The sequence below is a fragment of the Alphaproteobacteria bacterium LSUCC0396 genome (assembly GCA_041228345.1).
In the GTDB taxonomy this organism is placed as follows: Bacteria; Pseudomonadota; Alphaproteobacteria; order Puniceispirillales; family Puniceispirillaceae; genus UBA3439.
The window spans coordinates 705106-726486 of the sequence record CP166131.1; the positions used below are offsets into that span (position 1 = coordinate 705106).

At 54.0% G+C, this 21381-nt stretch carries 18 protein-coding genes and 1 tRNA gene; 11 read left to right on the plus strand and 8 right to left on the minus strand.

The annotated features are described in order from the left end of the window. The first annotated feature begins 241 nt into the window (after window positions 1-241). On the plus strand, window positions 242-1267 hold the full coding sequence (locus tag AB8881_03590; GenBank protein ID XDZ63978.1) for a polyprenyl synthetase family protein: 1026 nt from the start codon (window positions 242-244) through the stop codon (window positions 1265-1267). Here the strand turns inward: AB8881_03590 and AB8881_03595 are convergent. Continuing rightward, window positions 1264-1440, minus strand: coding sequence for a hypothetical protein (locus tag AB8881_03595; GenBank protein XDZ63979.1), 177 nt, complete (start codon window positions 1438-1440; stop codon window positions 1264-1266). The two genes, AB8881_03590 and AB8881_03595, sit on opposite strands and share 4 nt — an antisense overlap. A 56-nt stretch (window positions 1441-1496) precedes the next feature. On the opposite strand from AB8881_03595, the gene AB8881_03600 reads away from it, so the two are divergent. The 5 genes from AB8881_03600 (at window position 1497) to AB8881_03620 (ending at window position 6635) form a co-directional block, all read left to right on the plus strand. Beyond that, entirely contained in the window at window positions 1497-1916 is a 420-nt protein-coding gene (locus AB8881_03600) for a helix-turn-helix transcriptional regulator (protein ID XDZ63980.1), read from the plus strand. Window positions 1917-1975: 59 nt separating this feature from the next. Next, window positions 1976-3382, plus strand: a complete 1407-nt coding sequence (locus AB8881_03605; GenBank protein XDZ63981.1) for a class I SAM-dependent RNA methyltransferase — start codon at window positions 1976-1978, stop codon at window positions 3380-3382. A gap of 73 nt (window positions 3383-3455) precedes the next feature. Then, a complete protein-coding gene (locus tag AB8881_03610) occupies window positions 3456-3698 on the plus strand; it encodes a ribbon-helix-helix domain-containing protein (GenBank protein ID XDZ63982.1) in 243 nt (80 codons plus the stop codon). A 146-nt stretch (window positions 3699-3844) separates the two neighbouring features. Further along, window positions 3845-4561 carry a type 1 glutamine amidotransferase gene (locus tag AB8881_03615; protein ID XDZ63983.1) on the plus strand — a complete coding sequence of 239 codons (717 nt, stop codon included), beginning with the start codon at window positions 3845-3847 and terminating at the stop codon, window positions 4559-4561. Between the two features lie 58 nt (window positions 4562-4619). Next, window positions 4620-6635, plus strand: a complete 2016-nt coding sequence (locus tag AB8881_03620) for a hydantoinase/oxoprolinase N-terminal domain-containing protein (protein ID XDZ63984.1) — start codon at window positions 4620-4622, stop codon at window positions 6633-6635. 45 nt (window positions 6636-6680) lie between these two features. Here AB8881_03620 and AB8881_03625 read toward each other — a convergent pair whose 3' ends face one another. Then, complete coding sequence (locus AB8881_03625) at window positions 6681-7391, minus strand: hypothetical protein (protein ID XDZ63985.1); 711 nt, start codon at window positions 7389-7391, stop codon at window positions 6681-6683. A gap of 214 nt (window positions 7392-7605) precedes the next feature. Between AB8881_03625 and AB8881_03630 the strand changes: the two genes are divergently transcribed. Further along, window positions 7606-8508 carry a DMT family transporter gene (locus tag AB8881_03630; GenBank protein XDZ63986.1) on the plus strand — a complete coding sequence of 301 codons (903 nt, stop codon included), beginning with the start codon at window positions 7606-7608 and terminating at the stop codon, window positions 8506-8508. 72 nt (window positions 8509-8580) lie between these two features. Here AB8881_03630 and AB8881_03635 read toward each other — a convergent pair. The 4 genes from AB8881_03635 to AB8881_03650 all read right to left on the minus strand — a co-directional run bounded on the left by AB8881_03635 (window position 8581) and on the right by AB8881_03650 (window position 13316). After that, a tRNA-Ile gene (locus AB8881_03635) sits at window positions 8581-8657 on the minus strand. Window positions 8658-8755: 98 nt separating this feature from the next. Beyond that, window positions 8756-10759 carry an RNA polymerase sigma factor RpoD gene (rpoD, locus tag AB8881_03640; protein XDZ64502.1) on the minus strand — a complete coding sequence of 668 codons (2004 nt, stop codon included), beginning with the start codon at window positions 10757-10759 and terminating at the stop codon, window positions 8756-8758. A gap of 118 nt (window positions 10760-10877) precedes the next feature. Further along, entirely contained in the window at window positions 10878-12563 is a 1686-nt protein-coding gene (dnaG, locus tag AB8881_03645) for a DNA primase (GenBank protein XDZ63987.1), read from the minus strand. Window positions 12564-12854: 291 nt separating this feature from the next. After that, window positions 12855-13316: a GatB/YqeY domain-containing protein gene (locus tag AB8881_03650; GenBank protein XDZ63988.1), complete on the minus strand. Its 462-nt coding sequence runs from the start codon at window positions 13314-13316 to the stop codon at window positions 12855-12857. A 194-nt stretch (window positions 13317-13510) separates the two neighbouring features. Between AB8881_03650 and carA the strand changes: the two genes are divergently transcribed. The 3 genes from carA (at window position 13511) to greA (ending at window position 18513) form a co-directional block, all read left to right on the plus strand. Continuing rightward, complete coding sequence (gene carA, locus AB8881_03655) at window positions 13511-14704, plus strand: glutamine-hydrolyzing carbamoyl-phosphate synthase small subunit (GenBank protein ID XDZ63989.1); 1194 nt, start codon at window positions 13511-13513, stop codon at window positions 14702-14704. A 2-nt stretch (window positions 14705-14706) separates the two neighbouring features. Next, window positions 14707-17955: a carbamoyl-phosphate synthase large subunit gene (gene carB / locus AB8881_03660; protein ID XDZ63990.1), complete on the plus strand. Its 3249-nt coding sequence runs from the start codon at window positions 14707-14709 to the stop codon at window positions 17953-17955. Window positions 17956-18024: 69 nt separating this feature from the next. Next, on the plus strand, window positions 18025-18513 hold the full coding sequence (gene greA / locus AB8881_03665) for a transcription elongation factor GreA (protein ID XDZ63991.1): 489 nt from the start codon (window positions 18025-18027) through the stop codon (window positions 18511-18513). A 60-nt stretch (window positions 18514-18573) separates the two neighbouring features. Here greA and AB8881_03670 read toward each other — a convergent pair whose 3' ends face one another. Continuing rightward, window positions 18574-19053: an Lrp/AsnC family transcriptional regulator gene (locus tag AB8881_03670; GenBank protein ID XDZ63992.1), complete on the minus strand. Its 480-nt coding sequence runs from the start codon at window positions 19051-19053 to the stop codon at window positions 18574-18576. Window positions 19054-19344: 291 nt separating this feature from the next. On the opposite strand from AB8881_03670, the gene AB8881_03675 reads away from it, so the two are divergent. After that, window positions 19345-20325, plus strand: a complete 981-nt coding sequence (locus tag AB8881_03675; protein ID XDZ63993.1) for a mitochondrial fission ELM1 family protein — start codon at window positions 19345-19347, stop codon at window positions 20323-20325. 55 nt (window positions 20326-20380) lie between these two features. Here the strand turns inward: AB8881_03675 and msrP are convergent, their stop codons facing one another. Next, window positions 20381-21358, minus strand: coding sequence for a protein-methionine-sulfoxide reductase catalytic subunit MsrP (msrP, locus tag AB8881_03680; GenBank protein XDZ63994.1), 978 nt, complete (start codon window positions 21356-21358; stop codon window positions 20381-20383). Window positions 21359-21381 lie beyond the last annotated feature (23 nt).

Genomic DNA, 21381 nt, shown 5'->3' on the forward strand with positions numbered 1-21381 from the left:
CCGTAATCCAGCTTTTTCCTTGCCCGATTATCGCCCAGCATCGTATTGAGTAACTGGTGTTTTGGTAGGCAAAGACCACGCTGACGCCCCCTTGTTTGATGTTTGCGCCTTTTATGTTCAATATAAGTCGGCGCTAAATGCTGGGTGTTCGTAATTTTGCTGCTAATCTGTTTCGGCGGACAATACCTATATGCCTGCTTACATTACAATGATGGCGCGCTGCCACGGATGAGATGAGTTTATGAGTTCGAATTTAGACGTTAAAACCAAGTCTGAGCTGGCGTCACTTGATCCGTTGGCCGGGCTGCTTGCGGGTGACATGAAGGCGGTCAATGCGATGATCCTCGAGCGGCTTGCCGGTGACGTGCCGCTGATCACTGAATTGGCCGGACATCTGATTGCGGCTGGCGGTAAACGTATCCGACCGATGATGACCCTCGCCGGGGCGCGCATTGCCGGTGGCACGCCGCACGCAATCGGGCTGGCAACAGCGGTCGAATTTATCCATTCGGCAACCTTGCTGCATGATGATGTGATTGATCAGTCTCATTTGCGGCGTGGCCGTGACACGGCGAATGCGCTGTGGGGGAATGAGGCATCGGTTCTGGTTGGGGATTTTCTGTTTGCCCGCGCCTTTGAATTGATGGTCGAGGCAGGTGATATTGCGGTTCTTGGTCAATTGGCGAACGCGTCGGCGCGGATTACCGAGGGCGAAATCAAACAAATGACCATCGCCGGACAGCCGGACACGGCAAGGGCTGATTACCTCGACGTGGTCACTGGCAAAACTGCCGTGCTGTTTGCCGCCGCCGCCGCCGCAGGTGCGCGGCTAGCCGGTGCAAACAACAATGATATCACTGTGATGTATGACTATGGAATGCAGCTTGGCCTTGCCTTTCAGATCATGGATGACGCGATGGATTATGCAGTTTCCAGCAGCACAATGGGCAAAAATGTGGGTGATGATTTCACCGATCAGAAAATCACCCTGCCGGTGATTCTGGCATGGCAGGATGGCGATGCAAATGATCGCAAATTCTGGCAGCGCACGATGGGTGATGGCGATTTTGCCGATGGTGACCTTGCGATCGCGCAGGCGATCCTAACGCGCCATGACGCCCTCAACCGGTCAATTACAATTGCTGGTGATTATGCAAATGCCGCCATTGACGCATTATCGCGCCTGTCGTCAACCAGCGCCGATCAGGCCGAATTAATCAGCGCACTTGCCGCCGCCGCCAGGTTTTCCGCCGCCCGCCAGAATTAGTCGCAATGATTGCCGCGCAAAATTGCAGCAATTTCAGTGGCACAATGCCGTATCTGACGCGCCCATAGGCTGTTTACCGCCTCATCAGCCGCACCATGCCAATTGCCGCGATTAACCGTCACGCGCAGTCGCCGAAATCCGGTAAGACGCGGCCTGCCAAGGTTAAACGCCATCGACTGGCGACACGCTCATCACCGGTGCCAGCCCGAACCGGCCTCGCCAATTTGCGGTGCCATTTCTTGACCTGTCGGCCAGTGCTGGCGGCGGTGCAGAAGTTGACATTGCCAGTGAAACAACATCCGATCCGAACAATCAATGGATCTTTCCGCGTCACTGGCTTGCTAGGCTTGGAGGCAGACAGCCATCAAGTTTGCGGATGATTTCGATAAGTGGTGACTCGATGGTGCCCCTTCTTGAACATGATGACACGGTAATGCTTGATTGCAGCCAGACCCGCCCCTCACCGCCGGGCATTTTCATTCTTGATGACGGCGTTGGCCTTGTTGCCAAGCGCCTTGAGATCATCCCCAACACCAATCCGCAGATGCTTCGCATCGCCTCGCAAAACTCTGCTTATAGCAGCTATCAACGACGGATTGATGAGGTACATATCATCGGGCGTGTGGTATGGTTTGCGCGCCGTCTCTAATCGGGGGCTCAATTGCGCATTTTTATGCATACTATTTCTAACCAAAGGGCGATCAGCATATGGCACGCCATACCCACAGAAAATCTGGCAAAAAACGGTCGATCAAATCCAATCAGATGGCTGGTCGATTGCCGCGAAATGCAGCACCGATTGAGGTGACAATCAGCCATATTGGGGCGCGCGGCGATGGTATCGGCAAGGCGCTTTACACGCATAATTACAACGCTTTGGAATATGATGTGTTTGTTCCGGCCAGCCTTCCGGGCGAACGGTTACTGGTACAGCCACTATCCTTGACCGCACAGGGTATCAAGGCGCGCATCATAGAGCTGCAATCCCCGTCGCCACAACGCCATGCACCGCGCTGCAATGCGTTTCCGGCCTGTGGTGGATGCCGTTTTCAGCATTGGGATGAAGCTGAAATTGGCAGGTGGAAAACCGCACTTGTCGGCAAGTTCCTCGACCGCGCCTACGTCAGTGCGGGCAGCATCAGACCGTTATATAGCTCGCCAGCAAAAAGCCGTCGCCGTGCCAGCTTTCACCTCAAATGCCTTGCCGATGGGGCGGTTGTGGGGTTTCGCGAGCATATGGGCCAGCATATTGTCAGCCCCGATCAATGCGCCATTCTGCATCCCAGTCTATTGGAATTGCAATCTGCCCTGCAGAAATTTGCCAGCGCCCATTTGCCAGCTGGCTTTGCCGCCGATGCGCACGCCAATCTCCTTGATTGCCGCACGGGCAGCACGGATGACAATAATATATGCCTCTATCTTGAGCCAATTTCGGGCGCGCAGCCATGGAACCCGGATATGCTTGCCAGCCTCGGCGATTGGGCTGTCACGCTTAATCTGGCGCGTCTGTCGGTGGCCGATCATGGCAGCCCCATGACGCTATACGCGCCCGAGGTGCCGATGGTTCAATTTGGTGAAACGGCAGTTTCACCGCCGCCTGGCGCCTTTTTGCAGGCAACCCGTGATGGCGAGGCTGTCTTGCAAAGTGCGATCGCCGAGATTGCTGGCACCTCGCGGCAGATTGTTGATCTGTTCGCCGGATGCGGCACGCTTAGTTTGCCACTTTTAGGTCAGCTATCACATCTTTTGGCTGTCGAACAATATGACGATGCCCTTGCCGCATTAAAGGCCGGTGTCGATGCAGCCGGTATTGGCGGGCGGGTTAAAATTGCCAGCCGCAATCTGTTTGATGCACCATTAATTCCGGATGAATTAAGCGGATTTGATCTGGCGATACTCGATCCACCACGCAGCGGCGCAGCCGCACAATGCCAGATGCTGGCACAATCTGATATCCAGACCATCGCAATGGTATCGTGTAATCCGGCAAGTTTTGCGCGTGATGCTGCCATTCTGAACGAAGGCGGGTTCGAGTTGGACTGGCTTCAGATCATTGATCAATTCCTGTTCAGTAATCATCTCGAGCTTGTCGGCGCCTTCCGCCGTAAACCCTAGCCATGTGCGTGGCAACCCAAACAGACTGACGGCGACATTGCCAAACACAATATTACCAGCACAGGATAGCCATATGATGATAAAGCGATCCATGACCATTCACGGCCACCGAACAAGTGTGTCTCTTGAGCGCTCGTTCTGGGAGATGCTTGACGAGATGGCGCTGCATCAGGGCCGGTCACTTGCCAGTTTGGTACAAGCGGTTGACCGCAAACGCGAAGGCAGCCTGTCCTCTGCACTCCGGCTATATGTTTTGGCCGAATTGAAAAAAGAAACCGCCGCAGATAAGACAGATACAAAGCCGCTGGATCACTAACGTTTTTGGGATTATAACGCTGTTTAGACAGGCTCTTTGGCGCGGCATCTCTGGTAAACACCCCATACGGCAAACGCCATCAAGGCAAACGCCAGCAAGGGACGCCAAAGCACGGCGAGTGTTAAATTTGATAGGAAACCAAGCGCATGCATATCGCAATTCTTTTGGCGGGTCATACCAACAAAGCCATGCCAGCACGCTTTCAAGATTACAATGATATGTTCAGCGCGCTCTTCACCAGCCTGCCGCAGGGCAAGACATTTCACTTTACCACGCTGGCGGTGGTTGATGATGTGTTTCCGCAAGATATCAATGATTATGACGGTTTTCTGGTGTCGGGTTCGGCCTATGGCGTTTATGATGACGCGCCGTTCATTCCAAAATTAATGACCCTTATTCACCAGATTCACGCTGCCGGCAAGCCGCTTGTCGGGGTCTGTTTTGGCCATCAGATCATCGCCCATTCGCTGGGCGGTCATGCCCAGAAATGGGATCATGGCTGGGGCATAGGCGTAAAAGAAATGACCATGCTTGACCATCCGGACTGGATTGATAACAAGGCCGAGACGATTAACCTCATTCATGTTCATCAAGATCAGGTGACCCGCCTTCCAGATGGTGCGCGGCCAATCGCCAGCGCCGCACATTGTGCCAACGCTGCCTTTGCCATCAGCGATAACGTATTTGCTGTTCAAGGGCATCCGGAATTTGACGTTGATTATACTGATGCGCTTGCAGATTTGCTGACACCAAAGGCAGGTGCTGACTGCATTCAAGCGGCGCGTCAATCCTTGACCACCCCACATGACGGCAAAATGGTGGCCGGCTGGATTCTGGCCTTTTTTGCCAAACACGCTGCATAAAAGATGATGACGCCAGCAGAGCGATGCCCCAAAAAGCCAAGCTCAGAAAAGGAATGCCATGTCACTTGTAATCGGCCTTGATACTGGCGGCACCTATACTGATGCAGCTCTTCTTGATGTTGATCGGGGCGTTGTTCTGGCAACTGGCAAGGCCCTAACAACCCGCGATGATTTGTCGGTTGGGCTTGGTGGTGCCATTGCCAAGGTACTGGCTGCCTATGACGGGGCACCGGCTGATATTGGCATGGTCTCGCTGTCAACAACGCTTGCCACTAACGCCGTTGTCGAGGGTGTTGGTGGCCGCGTTGGCCTGTTCTTGATCGGTTTTGACGAGATGGCACTTGAACGCGCCGATCTAGCCCGTGCCCTAGGCCAAGATCCGGTGCATTTCATTACCGGCGGTCACCGGCCCGATGGTGGTATTCAGGAACCGCTTGACATCGCCGCGCTAGAAGCCGCAGCACAGCGCCTGAAATCAGAAGTATCCGCCTTTGCTGTTGCCGGTCATTTTGCCACGCGCAACCCGCTTCACGAGACCGAAGCCCGCGATATGCTGCGCGACATTACCGGCCTACCGATTACCTGCAGTCATGAATTATCTTCATCACTGGGTGGCCCAAGACGGGCGCTTACCGCCGTGTTAAATGCTCGTCTGATTAATTTGCTGGAACGGTTAATTGCCGCCACCCAGTCGATCATGGATGCGGCGGGGTTGGCTTGCCCGCTAATGGTGGTAAAGGGTGATGGATCGCTGCTCCAAGCCGATTTTGCCCGATCACGTCCGGTTGAAACAGTGCTATCGGGGCCAGCGGCCAGCCTATCTGGCGCCGCGTTTTTGGCCGGTGCTAAAACCGCGTTGATTGCCGATATCGGCGGCACCACGACCGATATTGCTTTTTTGCATAATGGCACACCGCGCCTCAAGCAAGACGGGGCATTTGTTGGCGGCTGGCAGACTATGGTCGAGGCGGCCGAGATCCGCACCTGTGGGCTTGGCGGCGATAGCGAGGTAACGCCGATCTTGCGCGGGCGCACTGGCGGGCTAACACTTGGCCCGCGGCGGGCAACGCCGCTGTCATTATTGGCAATGCGCTGGCCTCAGATAAAGACCCATCTTGCCAGCCAGCTTGATCTGGCTGTACCCATGGCAACTGATGCGCGCTTTGTGTTCCCGATCATGCCTGATGGGGTGCCAAAATGGCTTACCCGATCTGAGATCCGGCTGGCCGAAAAGGCTATTGCTGCCGGCCCATCGCCGGTTGCCGAACTGGCCGCGACCCAATTGGCGCTTGGTGCCGTTGACCGGTTGATCAGCCGCGGCCTTCTTGGCCTGTCCAGCTTTACCCCGACCGATGCCGCCCATGTTACCAGCGCCTTTACTGAATTTGATAGCGAGGCGGCAATGCTTGGCGCAAAATTAATGGCGCGTCAACGAAATGGTGCTGGTGTTGCGATTGCAGCATCACCAATGACGCTGGCGGAAATGACGCTTGGCGAATTGCATCGGCGTTCGATATTGGCGCTTATGGATGCAGCTTTGGCGCATGAAGGCGGCGGCGAAGCGGCGATATCGAATAACGCTATTCTGGCGCAATCTTTTCGTGCGGCACCGGAAAACAGCAATCCGCCTGCGCAGCCGCTGGTGTCGGTAAAAGTGTCATTGAACAGCGATCTTATCGCGCTTGGCGCATCGGCTGCAACGCATTACCCGCCAATCGCCGCCGCGATGGGGGTTCAGTTAAGCGTGCCTGATCATGCCGATGTTGCCGGGGCGGTTGGTGCGGCCGCCGGATCGGTTCGCCAGCGTGTGATGATTTCGATCACCCAGCCGGCCGAATCCAAATTTCGCGTTCACCTTCCCGATGGCCCGCTGGATAAATCCAGCCTTGATGACGCGCTTGCGACGGCGCGCATTGCTGCCAAACAGCTCGCCGAGGCGCGCGCCCAAAATGCAGGCGCGACCAAGATTGACCTGCATTTGGACGAAGATATCAAGCTGGTGCCACTATCATCGAACAAGGATCTGTTTATCGAGGCCCTGATCTATGCCACCGCCGAGGGCCGCGCCGCCTAGACCATTTCGCATCACCTGTTTTTTGATCAGCAATCTGGCTTATGACTAAAATAGCCGCTGCTGCATCACATCACAATCGGCGGCGAATGATTTGTGATCACTATAGCGTTTTTTGATGCTGCGAATGGCGCCAACCGGCAGAAAATCGCGCACTTCATGCCAATGCCAATCGACCTGCACGCGGCCCGAAATGCGATTTAGCTGAACAGTCATTTCATGCGCATTTGTCGGGGTCTCGACATAGGGGTCATCACCAACAACGGCATAGACCATTGGGCCTGACTGCGATGTCTTGCTGATCCGCAGATCATCATCACTTGCCACAAAATCAATAATATCGCCATTGGGTGAAAGCGGTGCATTCTGGATAAAATCAAAGGCTGGCAAACGGCGACTGCGCTCAATGGGAACCATGCGCACCCGCGATACGTCACCACCGTCAACATCGACCGTGACATAGACCGCGCCTTGAAATGAATCGGTTTCGGCATTTTCGCCACGCATCTGTTCAATTTCAAACAAGCCGTTACAAACCATGAAAACCGATTTTGCAGCGGCTGATGGTGCGGATAGCACCGCCATCAGCAACCCTCCGGCCAGCGATATTTCCAGCACGCGCCATCTTGCAAAGATTTGCTCTATCAGTGACGGCGTTATCAACAACCGCCTTGTTAAAGGCCCGAAATTAGCCACCAATCGCATTTGCGTAACATAGCCTCCTTTGCCACGCGCCAGCCTGATTGACGCATAAGGCATTTGGGTTAGGTTAATTAGATTAAACTTTTAAACAAAATGCTGGTTTTAACTGCTGGCGTTTACAGGCCGCTTGGTCATAGACGGCATGGCCTGATGTCTTCAGTGACGGCCCGTTGCCCGGGGTTAACAGAAAATTCATCTCATTATGCCAATCTTCACTCGACGTTTTTGGGTTTAGTTTCTGCGGCGACATCACAGCAAACTGGGGATGCCTATGATGACCTTTCTTCGCCGTGACGAGGCACTGTTCCTCTTATTTTGGAGCTCTGGATATATTGGGGCAAAGCTTGCGGTGCCGCTTGCTGGGACGTTTACGCTGTTGTTCTGGCGCTATGCGCTGGTCATTGTCGTCGTCGGTCTTATTGTCACCTGGCGCGGTGAATGGCGGCGTCCGAATGCTGGGACTTTTTTAACTGGCTTTTGGGCACATTTTGTCTGGCTGATCGCTATCTCAAAGGCCTTGGAATTTGGCATTGGCGCTGGCGCAGCTGCGCTTATCGCAGCGATGCAACCGGCATTTACCGCGCTACTTGCTCCACTTTTCCTCAACGAACGAAATAGCATCCTTCAATGGGTTGGGGTCGGTGTTGGCTTTGCCGGGGTGGTAATCTTTATTGGTGCTGACAGTGGTGCCTCTGGGGCGGCGTTATGGGTCTACGCACTTCCTGTGCTAGCAACCGCCAGCCTGACCTTTGTCACCCTTTGGGAACGCCGCCGCGCTTCGATAAAGCTGGAAATAGCTGCAAACACATCTTTGACATCAGAGCCAGATATGCCGATTTTTACGTCACTTTTCTGGCAGGGCGCGTTGACGGTTCTGCTTCTACTGCCGCTCGCACAACAATTTGAGAACTTCGCTGCTGACTGGCGGATTGAACTATTCCTTGGGGTAATTTGGCTGGCAGTAATTGCGTCGGTTGGTGCCTATGGGTTGATGTTCCACCTCATCCGTACACTCGCGGCGACACGGGTTTCGGCACTGCAATATTTCGTGCCGCCGGTGACTATGTTGATCGCTTGGTTTGTTTTTGGTGAGGGTTTGACATTGAACGGGCTGGCTGGGCTGCTCGTTACATCAGCCGGACTTTGGCTGATGGCACGCGGCGAGAAACATTAAGCCTGTTGATGGTGCCACTTCGTTATCTGCAACATTCTAATCGACGGTGGCTGGGTATTTGGAAGCAAGGGTTGGTGGGCCCGGCAGGACTCGAACCTGCAACAACACGGTTATGAGCCGTGGGTTCTAACCAATTGAACTACAGGCCCCACCTTTGATTGCGGTTCGTTCCGCCGGCCAAATTGCCAGCCTTCATCCCCGCACCTGATCCCCTCGACAAGCGGCCCTTTCAGGCCTGCTATCTTGCCTAGCTTTCGAGGAAGCTACGCAGTTTGCGCGAACGTGACGGATGCTTCAACTTACGAAGCGCCTTTGCCTCGATCTGCCGGATCCGCTCGCGCGTCACGCTAAATTGTTGACCCACTTCTTCAAGCGTATGGTCGGTATTCATGCCAATGCCAAACCGCATCCGCAGCACCCGCTCTTCACGCGCGGTAAGGCTGGCCAGAACCCGCGTTGTGGTTTCACGCAAATTCGCATGGATCGCCGCATCAAGCGGTTGAACAGCGTTTTTATCCTCGATGAAATCACCGAGATGGCTATCTTCTTCATCGCCGATCGGGGTCTCAAGGCTGATTGGTTCTTTTGCGATCTTTAAAACCTTGCGCACTTTATCAATGGGCATTGACAGCTTTTCTGCCAATTCTTCTGGCGTTGGCTCGCGGCCAATTTCATGCAGCATCTGACGCGATGTCCGTACCAGCTTGTTGATCGTTTCGATCATATGAACCGGGATACGGATCGTGCGCGCCTGATCGGCAATCGACCGGGTAATCGCCTGCCTGATCCACCATGTGGCATAGGTCGAAAATTTATAGCCGCGCCGATATTCGAATTTATCAACGGCTTTCATCAGGCCGATATTGCCCTCTTGAATCAGATCAAGGAACTGGAGGCCGCGATTGGTATATTTCTTGGCGATCGAGATCACCAGCCGCAAATTAGCCTCAACCATCTCGCGTTTGGCTCGTGCCGCCTCGCGCTGGCCGCGCTGGATGGTCTGGATCACTTCACGGAATTCAGGGATAGACAGCCCCACATCATCGACCACAAGCTTGATCTTGTCGCGCAACTCGGCAATCTCGTCGGCGTTCCCCGCCAACAGCTTTTTCCACGCCTTGTTGTTATAGCCACTGCCGGGCCAATCTTCACATACTTCGCGGCCGTTCCAAGCATCAAGAACCTGTGCCCGGGTCACACCGCTATCGGTGGCAAGCCGCATCAACCGGCCTTCGATCTGGGTGAAATGACGGTTCAGGGTAAAAACCTGCTCGCTCAAGGCTTCAATCCGGTTGGGGTTGAAAATCACCCCTTCCATCAATCCGCACAGCTTGACCTTAATTTCGAAATGTGCCGCTTCGCTCTTGGCAACCAGCGGTTGTTCCTTTGTCATCCGGGCAAGGCGACGATCCTGACTTTTCACAAACGCCTTATAGGCCGTACCAATCTCATCAAGAAGCGTCATCACATCGTCACGAACCGCATCTTCCAAGGCGGCAAGCGACAGGTTCAGATCGTCATTTTCGTCATTGTCATTATGCGAGTCACGGGTCGATGTGTCGGTATCGCTATCACCACTGTCATCATCCTCGTCATCGACATCTTCTTCCTCAACCTCATCATCTTCCAGATCATCATCCGGAATATCATCTTCAAGCGGGTTGATCGTGTTCTGGTCGATCAGCGGGTTACCGTTAATCTTGGCATAGGTTGCCTCAAGATCTATGATATCGCGAAGCGGCACAACGCCATCGGCGATCTGGTCACGCCAATGCAGCAATGCACGAATGGTCAATGGCGACTCGCAAATGCCGCCAATCATCATCTCGCGGCCAGCCTCAATACGTTTGGCAATGGCAATTTCGCCCTCGCGCGACAACAGCTCAACACTGCCCATCTCACGCAGATACATCCTTACCGGATCATCTGTTCCCGACACATCGCTATCTGACAGGTTACCGGCGGCGCGGCCGTCTTCTGATGCCTCATCCTCGTCACTATCGCTCTCGGCGCTATCGACAACAGACACGCCCATTTCGCTTAGAGATGACATCACATCGTCAATCTGCTCGGACGTGTAATCCTCGGCAGGAAGCGCCGCATTCAATTCATCATGCGTGACAAATCCGCGTTCCTTGCCAAGCTTCATCAAGGTCTTGATGGTTTGCTGAGCAGCGTCAAGGCTGGCCGCTTCGGCTGCCTCTGGGGTATTCTGATCAGGTTCGGCTTGTTTTTTTGCTTTACTGGCCATCTTGTTGCTCATGTTCCTATCCGGCTTGGCACGCAACCGGAGGTGCTTGCCCCGGCATTGTTGCATCAAATGTCATTCAAGTGGCGATGTTGTCATCGCTGTGGGCGGTGGCCCGTTATTATCTATTTTTTGGGGCACCGGTCTGTGAAAACAGCCCGGACTTACCGCCGACAAGTTGAAGTAGTTCATCTAGATGTATCGCGGCTTGATCGCTTGCCAGCGCAACCGGATCAAATGGCAATCTGGCTTTCATGTCATCCCCCGTCACTGCCGCTAACACATCACCCAAATTCAATCCTTGTAAATGATAGCTTATCGCTGCGGCGTCAAGGTCTGGATCACGGATTACCGCGTCAATAAGTGCTTTTTTCAGGCTTTCGAGTGCTTGATCCCCCGAATCCAGCATCGACAATGTCTCAAAATTCGCAGAAACCAGCGAAGGATGCGCCAATAACAGTGCCAGCACCGCCCGATGCCGATTAATTAATCCGGTTTGCGGCCGCGGTGTGCGTCGCGGGGCGACCACCGACGATACCCCGCGGATTTGATTACGCATCGCAGCGATTCGGCTTTCAATTTCATCGCCATACGCGCTGCGCACCTGATTATTGCCGATACTGCGGACATAGCCGCGAACCGCTTGCCAGAATTGCGCCCGTGTTTCGGGCTGGCGCACGTCAAATTCGGCCCCTACTCGTTCCCAAAGACTATCAACCAATGCGCGTGCAGTGCTGATCACTTTGCGAAACCCTTCCGGCCCGCTTGCGGCGATCAAATCATCCGGATCAGTGCCCTCAGGCAGCACCGCCAAGCGCGCCGAACGCCCCGGTTCTAAAAGCGGTAATATCCTCTCAAGTGCCCGCATTTGCGCGCGCTGGCCAGCGGTATCACCATCAAAACACAATACCGGTTCATCATGCAGCTTCCATAATAGCGCAATCTGCTCGGCGGTTAATGCTGTCCCCAGCGGCGCCACCGCCGCGGCCGCACCACTCCGGTGAATGGCAATCACGTCCATGTAACCTTCTGCAACAACCAGTGGTAGATTACGCCGCAATCCTTCACGCGCCTGCACCCATCCGTAAAGCACCGCCTTTTTGGAAAAGGTCGACCCCTCGCCCGAATTCAGATATTTGGGTTGGGCATCGCCTAGCGCCCGCGCCCCGAATGCAATGACTTTGCCTTGCCGGTTTTCGATCGGGAACATGACGCGATCACGAAAATAATCAAACAGGCTGCCATCACGGTCCGATTTACGGATCACACCAGCAGCAAGCATATCATCGTCGGAGAACCCCTTATCCGTTAGCGCAGCGCGCAACCCGCTTCGCGGTGAATAGCCAATCCGATAGGTCTTAACAGTGGCCGCATCCAGCCCGCGCTGTTTTAGATAGCGCGTTGCATCACGGCCTTCGTCACGGCGCAAAGTCGCTTCGAAAAACAGGGTTGTTTCTTCAAGAATATCAAGTGCTGCCTTGCGCTGGCGCGATGCCGCAACATCTTGTAGCGCGCTCCAAGGCATGGCCAAGCCGGCCATTTCGGCAAGCCGCTCAACGGCTTCCATGAATTCCAACCCATCCATCTCACGCAGAAACGAGATCGCATCACCATGCACACCGCAGCCGAAACAATGGTAAAAACCATCATCATCAACTACGGAAAAAGATGGGGTTTTTTCCGAGTGAAAGGGGCATAGGCCGCTATGACGGCGCCCTTTGCGCACAAGTTTGACCCGGCGCCCAACAACATCCGATAGCGGCACACGCTGACGAAGATCTTCGATAAATTCGGGCGGCACCGCCATAATTCAAAGCTCCGCTTACTAATTTAGCCGGTTGGTCATCGACGGGGCGCATCAACCCCAATATTCATACCGTTATCATAGACTGCCGCGGCAAAACCATCAAATTTCATGGCAAGTGGCCGCAATATTCGGCCCCAATATTCGATCATTTTGAGTGAGGCTCGAAAGACCTTCGAGTGAAGCCAATAATGGCGCCAGTAATCTTGAATGGGGCCAGTAATCTTGCCATTATTTGGCGGCAGGCAATGTTTCACATGATTGCTGGAATGTGCCTCAGCGCCTCTGAAGATCCTAATCCTTTGCCATCAGGGCTGTCTTAACTGCCTGACTAGCCGCAGAAAAATCCATCTGTCCTGCATAATTGCCTTTCAGATAGCCCATCACCTGCCCCATATCCTTGACCGACGATGCGCCGGTTTCGTCTATCGCTGCCGATATCGCCGCCTGCATTTCGGCGTCATCCAGCTGGGCTGGCAGAAACCCCTTAATGATGGCGATCTCGGCTTCTTCGGCATCCGCAAGCTCCGGCCGGTCACCATCACGATACATCTTGGCCGATTCTGTCCGCTGCTTGATCATGGTCTGCAGCAGGCCAAGGATATCATCGTCACTGATCCCATCAGGGTTGCCATTACCTCTTGCGGCGATATCACGGTCTTTCAGGGCAGCCATGATCAGCCGCATGGTACCAAGCGCAGCCTGATCCTTGTTTTTTAATGCTTGCTTCATTGCTGCTGCAATATTTTCGCGCATGATTTTAGCGTTCCCCTGTAAATCAAAGTCGGGAAAGTCCCCCCCAAATCGTCAGCGCGCTTATACGCGACTCTGACAAATGCCGCAAGCCCTTCCGCTTTGGCTTGACCAATGCAGCAGGCTGCGGTATCACCACTGCCGTTTGGCAGACACGGGCTGAACCACGCGGCTTTTATAACAGGATGTGGGATCAAATGGGGCAGAAAATTACGTCTGGCCAGTATTTTGCTGCGCTTCGCGCCAACCGGGAAAACCCGACAGCAGCCCTCGTTCTTGAAGATGGATCCGTCTTCACCGGTTACGGATTCGGTGCCGCCACCACTAATGTTGGCGAAATCTGTTTCAACACATCAATGACTGGATATCAGGAAATCCTGACAGATCCGTCATATGCTGGGCAGATCATCACCTTTACCTTTCCGCATATCGGGAATGTTGGTGCCAATGATCAGGATTTTGAAACTGGCAAGCCCACAGCGCTGGGGTTAATCGTCCGGCAGGCGGTAACCAATCCTGCCAGCTGGCGAGCGACAAGCAGCCTTGATAGCTGGCTGAAAACCCATAATTTACCCGGGATCAGCGGTATTGACACGCGCGCGCTGACGCGCCGCATCCGCGACCTTGGCGCGCCGCGCGGGGCGCTTTGTCATGCGCCCGACGGCAAGATTGATCTCGACGCCTTAAAGGCTCAAGCGGCCGCGTGGCCCGGGCTTAAAAACATGGATCTCGCAATTGAGGTCACCACCGATAAAGCCCATGACTGGCATCAGGGCAGCTGGCAGATGGATCAGGGCGCGCATCTTGAAACGCCCGCAAAATACAAAGTTGTCGCCATGGATTTTGGCTGCAAACACAATATTCTGCGCTGTCTAGAAGATGCCGGATGCGCGGTTCATGTTGTCCCTGCTGAAACCACAGCCGATGAGATTTTGGCATTGCAGCCTGATGGGGTTTTCCTATCAAATGGGCCTGGTGATCCGGCCGCGACCGCAGCATATGCCGGCCCGCAAATTGCCAAGCTGATCGAAAAAAACATGCCCGTCTTTGGCATCTGTATTGGCCATCAATTGATGGCGCTGGCGCTTGGTGCGAAAACCCATAAAATGGAACGCGGTCACCGCGGTGCCAACCATCCGGTCAAAGACCTTGCGACTGGCAAGATCGAAATTACCAGCCAGAATCATGGCTTTGTGGTGGACCCTGACAGCCTTCCCGCAGAATTGGAAGTGTCGCATATCTCGCTTTTCGACCAATCTGTCGAGGGGCTGCGTCACACCAGCAAACCTGCTTTTTGCGTTCAATATCACCCCGAATCATCGCCCGGCCCACATGATTCGCGCTACCTTTTTGAACGATTTACCGACATGATGGAAAAGACGAGAGATTAACGATGCCGCGCCGTAACGATATCAAATCTATTCTTATTATCGGCGCTGGCCCCATTGTTATTGGTCAGGCTTGCGAGTTCGATTATTCCGGTGCACAGGCCTGTAAAGCCCTAAAGGCTGACGGCTACCGGGTTATTCTGGTCAACTCGAACCCAGCGACGATCATGACCGATCCGGAAATGGCCGACGCCACTTATATCGAGCCGATTACACCGGCGACCGTCGCCAAGATCATCAAGGCCGAGCGTCCGGATGCGCTATTGCCGACGATGGGCGGCCAAACCGCGCTAAACACTGCATTATCGCTTTATAATGACGGGACGCTGGAAAAATATGGCGTCGAGATGATTGGCGCGCGTACCGCATCAATCGAGATGGCCGAAGACCGCGAATTGTTCCGTTTGGCAATGCAGCGGATCGGGCTTGAATGTGCGCGGGCCAGCACCGTTAACAATTTTGAGGATGCGTTAACGGCGCTTGATAAGGTCGGGCTACCGGCGATTATCCGCCCATCATTCACCCTTGGCGGCGAAGGCGGCGGCGTTGCCTATAACCGCGCCGAGTTCGAAACCATCGTTAGTAACGGCCTGCGCCTGTCGCCCGTTTCTGAAGTTCTGATCGAAGAATCACTTCTCGGCTGGAAAGAATTTGAAATGGAGGTTGTGCGCGACACAACCGACAATTGCATTATCATCTGTTCAATTGAAAATATTGATCCGATGGGCGTTCACACTGGGGACTCGGTAACAGTGGCTCCTGCCCTGACCCTGACTGACAAGGAATATCAGGTACTGCGCGATGCCTCGCTTGCCGTATTGCGTGAAATTGGCGTTGATACTGGCGGCTCGAATGTGCAGTTTGCCGTCTGTCCGGATACGGGCCGCGTTATTGTGATCGAGATGAACCCCCGGGTTAGCCGCTCATCAGCCCTTGCCTCTAAGGCAACCGGTTTTCCTATTGCCAAGGTTGCGGCCAAACTGGCGGTTGGCTATCGGCTTGACGAATTGGTCAATGATATTACCGGCGTTACACCGGCTAGCTTTGAGCCAACGATTGATTATGTCGTGACCAAAATCCCGCGCTTCACATTTGAAAAATTCGCCGGTGCCGAACAGAATCTTTCGACCTCAATGAAATCGGTTGGTGAGGCGATGGCGGTTGGCCGATCCTTTGAAGAAAGTCTACAAAAAGCGCTTCGTTCAATGGAAATCGGCCTGACTGGTCTGAATCCGGTTGAAATGCCTGCACCGGACAGCACGCTTGGCGAAGACCCGCTTCGCGGATGGCTTGGCGAGCTGGTACCAAACCGGATTTTGCGCATTGCAATGGCATTGCGCAGCGGTATGTCAATCGCCGAGGTTCACGCCGCAACCAGCTGGGATATTTGGTTCCTTGAACGAATTGCGGCAATTCTTGATGCGGAAAATGCAGTGATCGAGAACGGCTTGCCCGATGATGCTACGTCCTTGCGTCATTTGAAATCACTTGGCTTTGCCGATAGCCGCCTTGCCGAGCTTGCCAAGCTTGAACCGGCGTATGTGCGCGCGATGCGGCAGGCGGCAGGGGTCACGCCTGTCTATAAACGCATTGATACCTGTGCCGCCGAATTTGCGTCTGATACCGCCTATATGTATTCAACCTACGAGGCCAGCGATCAGGCCGAGTGTGAGTCCGACCCAAGCGACAAGAAAAAGATTGTCATTCTTGGCGGCGGACCGAACCGGATCGGCCAAGGGATTGAATTTGACTATTGCTGTGTTCATGCCTGCTATGCGCTGTCTGATGCCGGCTATGAAACCATCATGATCAACTGTAATCCGGAAACAGTATCAACCGATTATGACACATCCGATCGGCTTTACTTTGAGCCCTTGACCGACGAAGACGTCATCTCGGTGATCAAGCGCGAGGCCGAAAATGGTGATCTACGCGGCGTTATTGTCCAGCTTGGAGGGCAAACCCCGTTGAAAATTGCCGCAGCTCTTGAGGCTGAAGGCATCCCAATACTGGGCACCAGCCCCGATGCGATCGACCTTGCCGAAGACCGCGAACGCTTCCAGCAGCTTTTGCAAAAGTTGAATTTATTGCAGCCAGAAAATGGCATCGCCCATTCAGCCGAAGAAGCCCGCACCATTGTCGAGCGGATTGGCCTGCCGGTCGTTATCCGCCCATCATACGTGCTTGGGGGGCGCGCGATGGAGGTCGTTCACCAGATGGCTGATCTCGAACGCTATATGCGCGATGCGGTTGTGGTATCGGGCAGCAATCCGGTACTGATTGACCGCTTCTTGAATAACGCCATCGAGGTGGATGTCGATGCGCTATGTGATGGCAGCGATGTCTATATTGGCGGCATCATGGAACATATCGAGGAAGCTGGTATCCATTCTGGCGATTCTGCTTGCTCATTGCCGCCGCAACACCTATCGGACGAGATTCTTGCCGAGATCAGGCGGCAGACCTCAGAGCTGGCTTTTGCCCTGAATGTAGTTGGCTTGATGAATATTCAGTTCGCAATCCGCGAGGACAAGATTTACCTTCTTGAAGTCAACCCGCGTGGCAGCCGGACCGTTCCGTTCGTTGCCAAAACCACTGGCGTGCCACTTGCCAAGATCGCCTCACGCGTGATGGCTGGCGAAAAACTGGCTGGCTTCAATCTTAAAGACCTTGAATTACCCCATGTTGCGGTGAAAGAAGCGGTTTTCCCCTTTGCCCGTTTCCCCGGTGTTGATGTCTTCCTTGGCCCGGAAATGAAATCAACGGGCGAGGTTATGGGCATTGACCGTAATTTCGGTGCAGCATTTGCAAAAAGCCAGCTGGGTGCAGGCGTTGGACTGCCGCTCTCTGGTACCGTGTTCATTTCGGTCAAGGATGAGGACAAGCCGGCCTTTGTCGAGATTTGTCGTAACCTTGTTGATGATGGCTTTAAAATTCTTGCGACTGGCGGCACAACTGATGCGTTAAACGCGGCAGGGGTTCCAGCAACGCGGATCAATAAGGTGATGGAAGGCCGTCCCCACGCGGTTGACGCAATGTTATCCGACGAGATTCAACTTGTGTTCAATACAGCCAAAGGTGCCGGCGCAATTAAGGATTCTTTTTCGCTTCGCCATAACGCTTTAACCAACAAAATTCCCTACTATACAACTGTTTCGGGAAGCCGCGCGGCGGCTGAGGCAATCCGCGCCCTGCGGCAAGGTCAACTGGGCGTTCGTACATTGCAGGATTATCTTGCAGATATTAAGCGTTAGCAGTTAATCTGGGCAATCAGGACAGTGTAAGGCGGCCTTGCGGCAGCTGGGTAAACGGATATTAAAGCGATGGAAAAGATACCTTTCACCCCGCAAGGGTTGAACGCAATCAAAGAAGAGCTGGCGCATTTAAAGGGCACCGAACGGCAGGCGGTGATTAATGCCATTGCCGTCGCGCGTGAACATGGTGATTTGTCAGAAAATGCCGAATATCATGCTGCTCGTGAAAAACAATCATTCATCGAAGGGCGTATTTCCGAATTGGAAGACGTAACCAGTCGCGCCGAGGTTATTGATGCGGCGCAGTTGAGCGGCGAGAAAGTTACATTCGGAACAAGTGTTGGGCTGGTCGATGAGGAAACCGACGAAGAGTCGCTATATCACATTGTCGGGCCTTATGAGACCGATATTTCCAAGCGTATGATTTCGACATCATCACCGGTTGCCCGTGCGGTTATTGGCAAAAGCGTTGGCGACTCGGTTGAGGTGCAAACCCCTGGTGGTCTTCGTTCTTATGAAATTCTGACAATTGCGCTGTTTGATATCACCAAAGTCTAATTCGGGCGATTTATAGCGCCTGACCTGTCGCTAGGGCCGGTCAGTTGAAGGCTGTTCAGTTTAGCGCCGGTCAATTGGTACCCCGGCAAGCTGTTTTGCCGAGCGGATTGCCAATGCAGTTTTGACATGGCTGACATTTTTTGCCGGCGTTAGATGACCGGTCAGGAATTTTTGGAAATCATCCCAATCATGCGCGACAATTTTCAGCAGAAAATCAGTCTCGCCCATCAGCATATGACATTCGCGCACCTGCGGCCATGTCGATACCAGCTTTTCGAAATCCTGCAAATCAGCTTCGGCCTGACTGGTTAGCCCCACAAAGGCAAAAACCTGCACGCTAAACCCAAGCGCATCAGGATCAAGATCTGCATGATAACCTTTGATAATATTGGCATCTTCCAGTGCCCGGACACGCCGAAGACATGGCGGTGCTGAAATGCCCGCCCGCTTTGCAAGCTCAACATTGGTCATCCGCCCATCATTTTGCAAATCATGCAAAATCTGTCGATCAACCATATCCAGTTTAATTTTTTCAGCCATGAATAGAGTGCCAGCATCAATGAAGCATTACCGTAAGCATCGCCATAATAGACGCGGCAGATGCCGTTCGACAAGCGCTATTGCGTAATATTATTGCCTGAAGCCCCCGTCCAAGTTACTTATAGTTATCAGACTCGACGTAGTGGAGGCATCGTTTTGCCCGCATCCAGACCATCCAAACCCCGTGCAAAATCTAGCACTAGAGTTCGCGGGGAACCGCGCGAGACACCGCGAAAGGAAACCCGAGCGAACAGATCAACGATCTGGGTTTTAAGCGATGGTACCGCGGGAATGCGTCTTCAGGCGATCGCGCTTGGCGACGCATTGGTGGCGGCTGATGCCCATAATCAAACCAATCTTGTCGACGTCATTTTAACCCTGCCATGGTGGGCGCGCCGGTTTCCGCGTCTTGCCGCCATTCTGCCGCTGTCTTGGCTGCGTGCGGGGCTGCGTGCGGGGATAAATGCGGGGCGCCATCCAGCATCCGGCCAGCCCGATCTCAGCGCTGGGATGCCCGATATCGCCATCACCTGCGGCAGGCGTATGGCCGGAATATCCATCGCGATCCGGCGGCTTGGCAAGGCCGGCGGCGCTGATACGCGCACCATCCATATTCAAGACCCACGCCTTCCACCAGATTATTTTGACGTTCTGGTGGTGCCGCAGCATGACCCAGCCCGCGGCCCCAATATTGTGACCAGTCTGGCATCATTGAACAGGTTGGATACCGCCAAGATTAAACAGGCTGCGGCACGCCTTACCAGCAAATGGACATCGCTTCCCACGCCATTGGTGGCGGTCATGCTTGGCGGAACAAATCGACGATATCGGATTTCGGCGGACATGGCCGACGAGATGGCTGCAAGATTGGCTAAATTTGCGGCTAAAACCGGTGCCAGCCTTGCCATGATTACCTCGCGGCGAACCCCTGTCGATCTGCTAGATCGCCTGACCAGCAGTCTGGATAAAACGTGCTATGCGGTCTTGGATCAGCATGATGACAATCCCTATCCGGGCATTCTTGGCATTGCAGATGCGGTGATTGTGACGTCGGATTCGGTGAATATGATATCAGAAGCGACGGTGACAGGCCTGCCGGTTCTAATTGCCGACTGGCAGCGTGAAAGCGGGCGTATTGGTGCGTTCCATGATGCGATGATGGCGGCTGGTCATTGTGCGCCGCTGGCCGACACTCTGCCTAAAAAGGGCTTTTTGCCCCTTAATGAAATGCCCGAAATTGCCAAGGCTGTCCTTATGCGTCTTGGCCGCTAGCCGCCAGAGCCGCACTCATATACACGCTGTTATCGGGTCGCTATTCGTGCCGTTTCTAGTGAAATAGCGCGCGCCCGTCATTCGGGAACATTCCATCATAAAGGCTGGCAACTTGGGCACCATATCCGTTGAAAATTTGGGTTGGTACATTCTTGTTGCTGCCAAGCAGCCGTTCGGTTTTTTGCGACCAGCGCGGATGCGATACATCTGGATTCACGTTCGCCCAAAACCCATATTCGCGCGCATTAAGATGTTCCCAGAACGAGACCGGGCGCTCATCAGTAAAGGTAAATCGGGTAATGGATTTCACTGATTTAAAGCCATATTTCCACGGTGTAACCAGCCGGATCGGCGCGCCATTTTGCGCCGGCATCGGCTTGCCATAAATACCGGTCGCAAGAAAAGCCAATTCATTTGTCGCCTCGTCAAGGGTCAGGCCCTCAACATACGGCCACGGGTACCAATCCTGCTTTTGCCCGGGGGCGATAGAGGGGTCAAAGAAGGTTTTCATTCGCAGATATTTAGCCTCAGCCCTTGGATTTGCTAGCGCGACCAGTTTTGCCAGTGGCACCCCGCTCCACGGCACAGCCATTGCCCACGCCTCGACACAGCGATGCCGGTAAAGCCGTTCTTCTAATCCGCCTGCCCGCGCGATCAAATCTTCGGCATCGAGCTGCAACTCGGTCTCGACCAGCCCGTCAATTGTGACCATCCAAGGATCAGTAATCAGCTTTTGCGCCCGTCTGGTGATATTTTTTGACGATCCGAATTCATAAAAATTCGTATAGCTTGTTGCATCTTCTTCCGGCGTGATATCGCGGTCGAGCCGATAAGCCAGATTTCGCGGCGCCGGATAACCGGCAATGCCTGCCGCCGCGCTGGCCGCAAATCCGCCGATACCAGACATGGCAGAGGCCAGCCCAAGGCCAGCAAATCCGGCGCCGCGCAACCAGTCTCGGCGATTCAAATAGATATGTTCGGGGGTGGCGTCAGCTTCAGCCATAGCCCAGCTTGGGCGCTTTTTGATCAGCATTGACTATCTCCTTCGGCGATAAG

Coding starts and splice junctions, on each gene's coding strand:
- AB8881_03590 (XDZ63978.1), top strand. CDS start 242: ATGAGTTCGAATTTAGACGTTAAAACCAAGTCTGAGCTGGCGTCACTT.
- AB8881_03595 (XDZ63979.1), bottom strand. CDS start 1,440: ATGGCGTTTAACCTTGGCAGGCCGCGTCTTACCGGATTTCGGCGACTG.
- AB8881_03605 (XDZ63981.1), top strand. CDS start 1,976: ATGGCACGCCATACCCACAGAAAATCTGGCAAAAAACGGTCGATCAAA.
- AB8881_03610 (XDZ63982.1), top strand. CDS start 3,456: ATGATGATAAAGCGATCCATGACCATTCACGGCCACCGAACAAGTGTG.
- AB8881_03615 (XDZ63983.1), top strand. CDS start 3,845: ATGCATATCGCAATTCTTTTGGCGGGTCATACCAACAAAGCCATGCCA.
- AB8881_03620 (XDZ63984.1), top strand. CDS start 4,620: ATGTCACTTGTAATCGGCCTTGATACTGGCGGCACCTATACTGATGCA.
- AB8881_03625 (XDZ63985.1), bottom strand. CDS start 7,391: ATGCCTTATGCGTCAATCAGGCTGGCGCGTGGCAAAGGAGGCTATGTT.
- AB8881_03630 (XDZ63986.1), top strand. CDS start 7,606: ATGATGACCTTTCTTCGCCGTGACGAGGCACTGTTCCTCTTATTTTGG.
- rpoD (XDZ64502.1), bottom strand. CDS start 10,759: ATGGCCAGTAAAGCAAAAAAACAAGCCGAACCTGATCAGAATACCCCA.
- dnaG (XDZ63987.1), bottom strand. CDS start 12,563: ATGGCGGTGCCGCCCGAATTTATCGAAGATCTTCGTCAGCGTGTGCCG.
- AB8881_03650 (XDZ63988.1), bottom strand. CDS start 13,316: ATGCGCGAAAATATTGCAGCAGCAATGAAGCAAGCATTAAAAAACAAG.
- carA (XDZ63989.1), top strand. CDS start 13,511: ATGGGGCAGAAAATTACGTCTGGCCAGTATTTTGCTGCGCTTCGCGCC.
- carB (XDZ63990.1), top strand. CDS start 14,707: ATGCCGCGCCGTAACGATATCAAATCTATTCTTATTATCGGCGCTGGC.
- greA (XDZ63991.1), top strand. CDS start 18,025: ATGGAAAAGATACCTTTCACCCCGCAAGGGTTGAACGCAATCAAAGAA.
- AB8881_03670 (XDZ63992.1), bottom strand. CDS start 19,053: ATGGCTGAAAAAATTAAACTGGATATGGTTGATCGACAGATTTTGCAT.
- AB8881_03675 (XDZ63993.1), top strand. CDS start 19,345: ATGCGTCTTCAGGCGATCGCGCTTGGCGACGCATTGGTGGCGGCTGAT.
- msrP (XDZ63994.1), bottom strand. CDS start 21,358: ATGCTGATCAAAAAGCGCCCAAGCTGGGCTATGGCTGAAGCTGACGCC.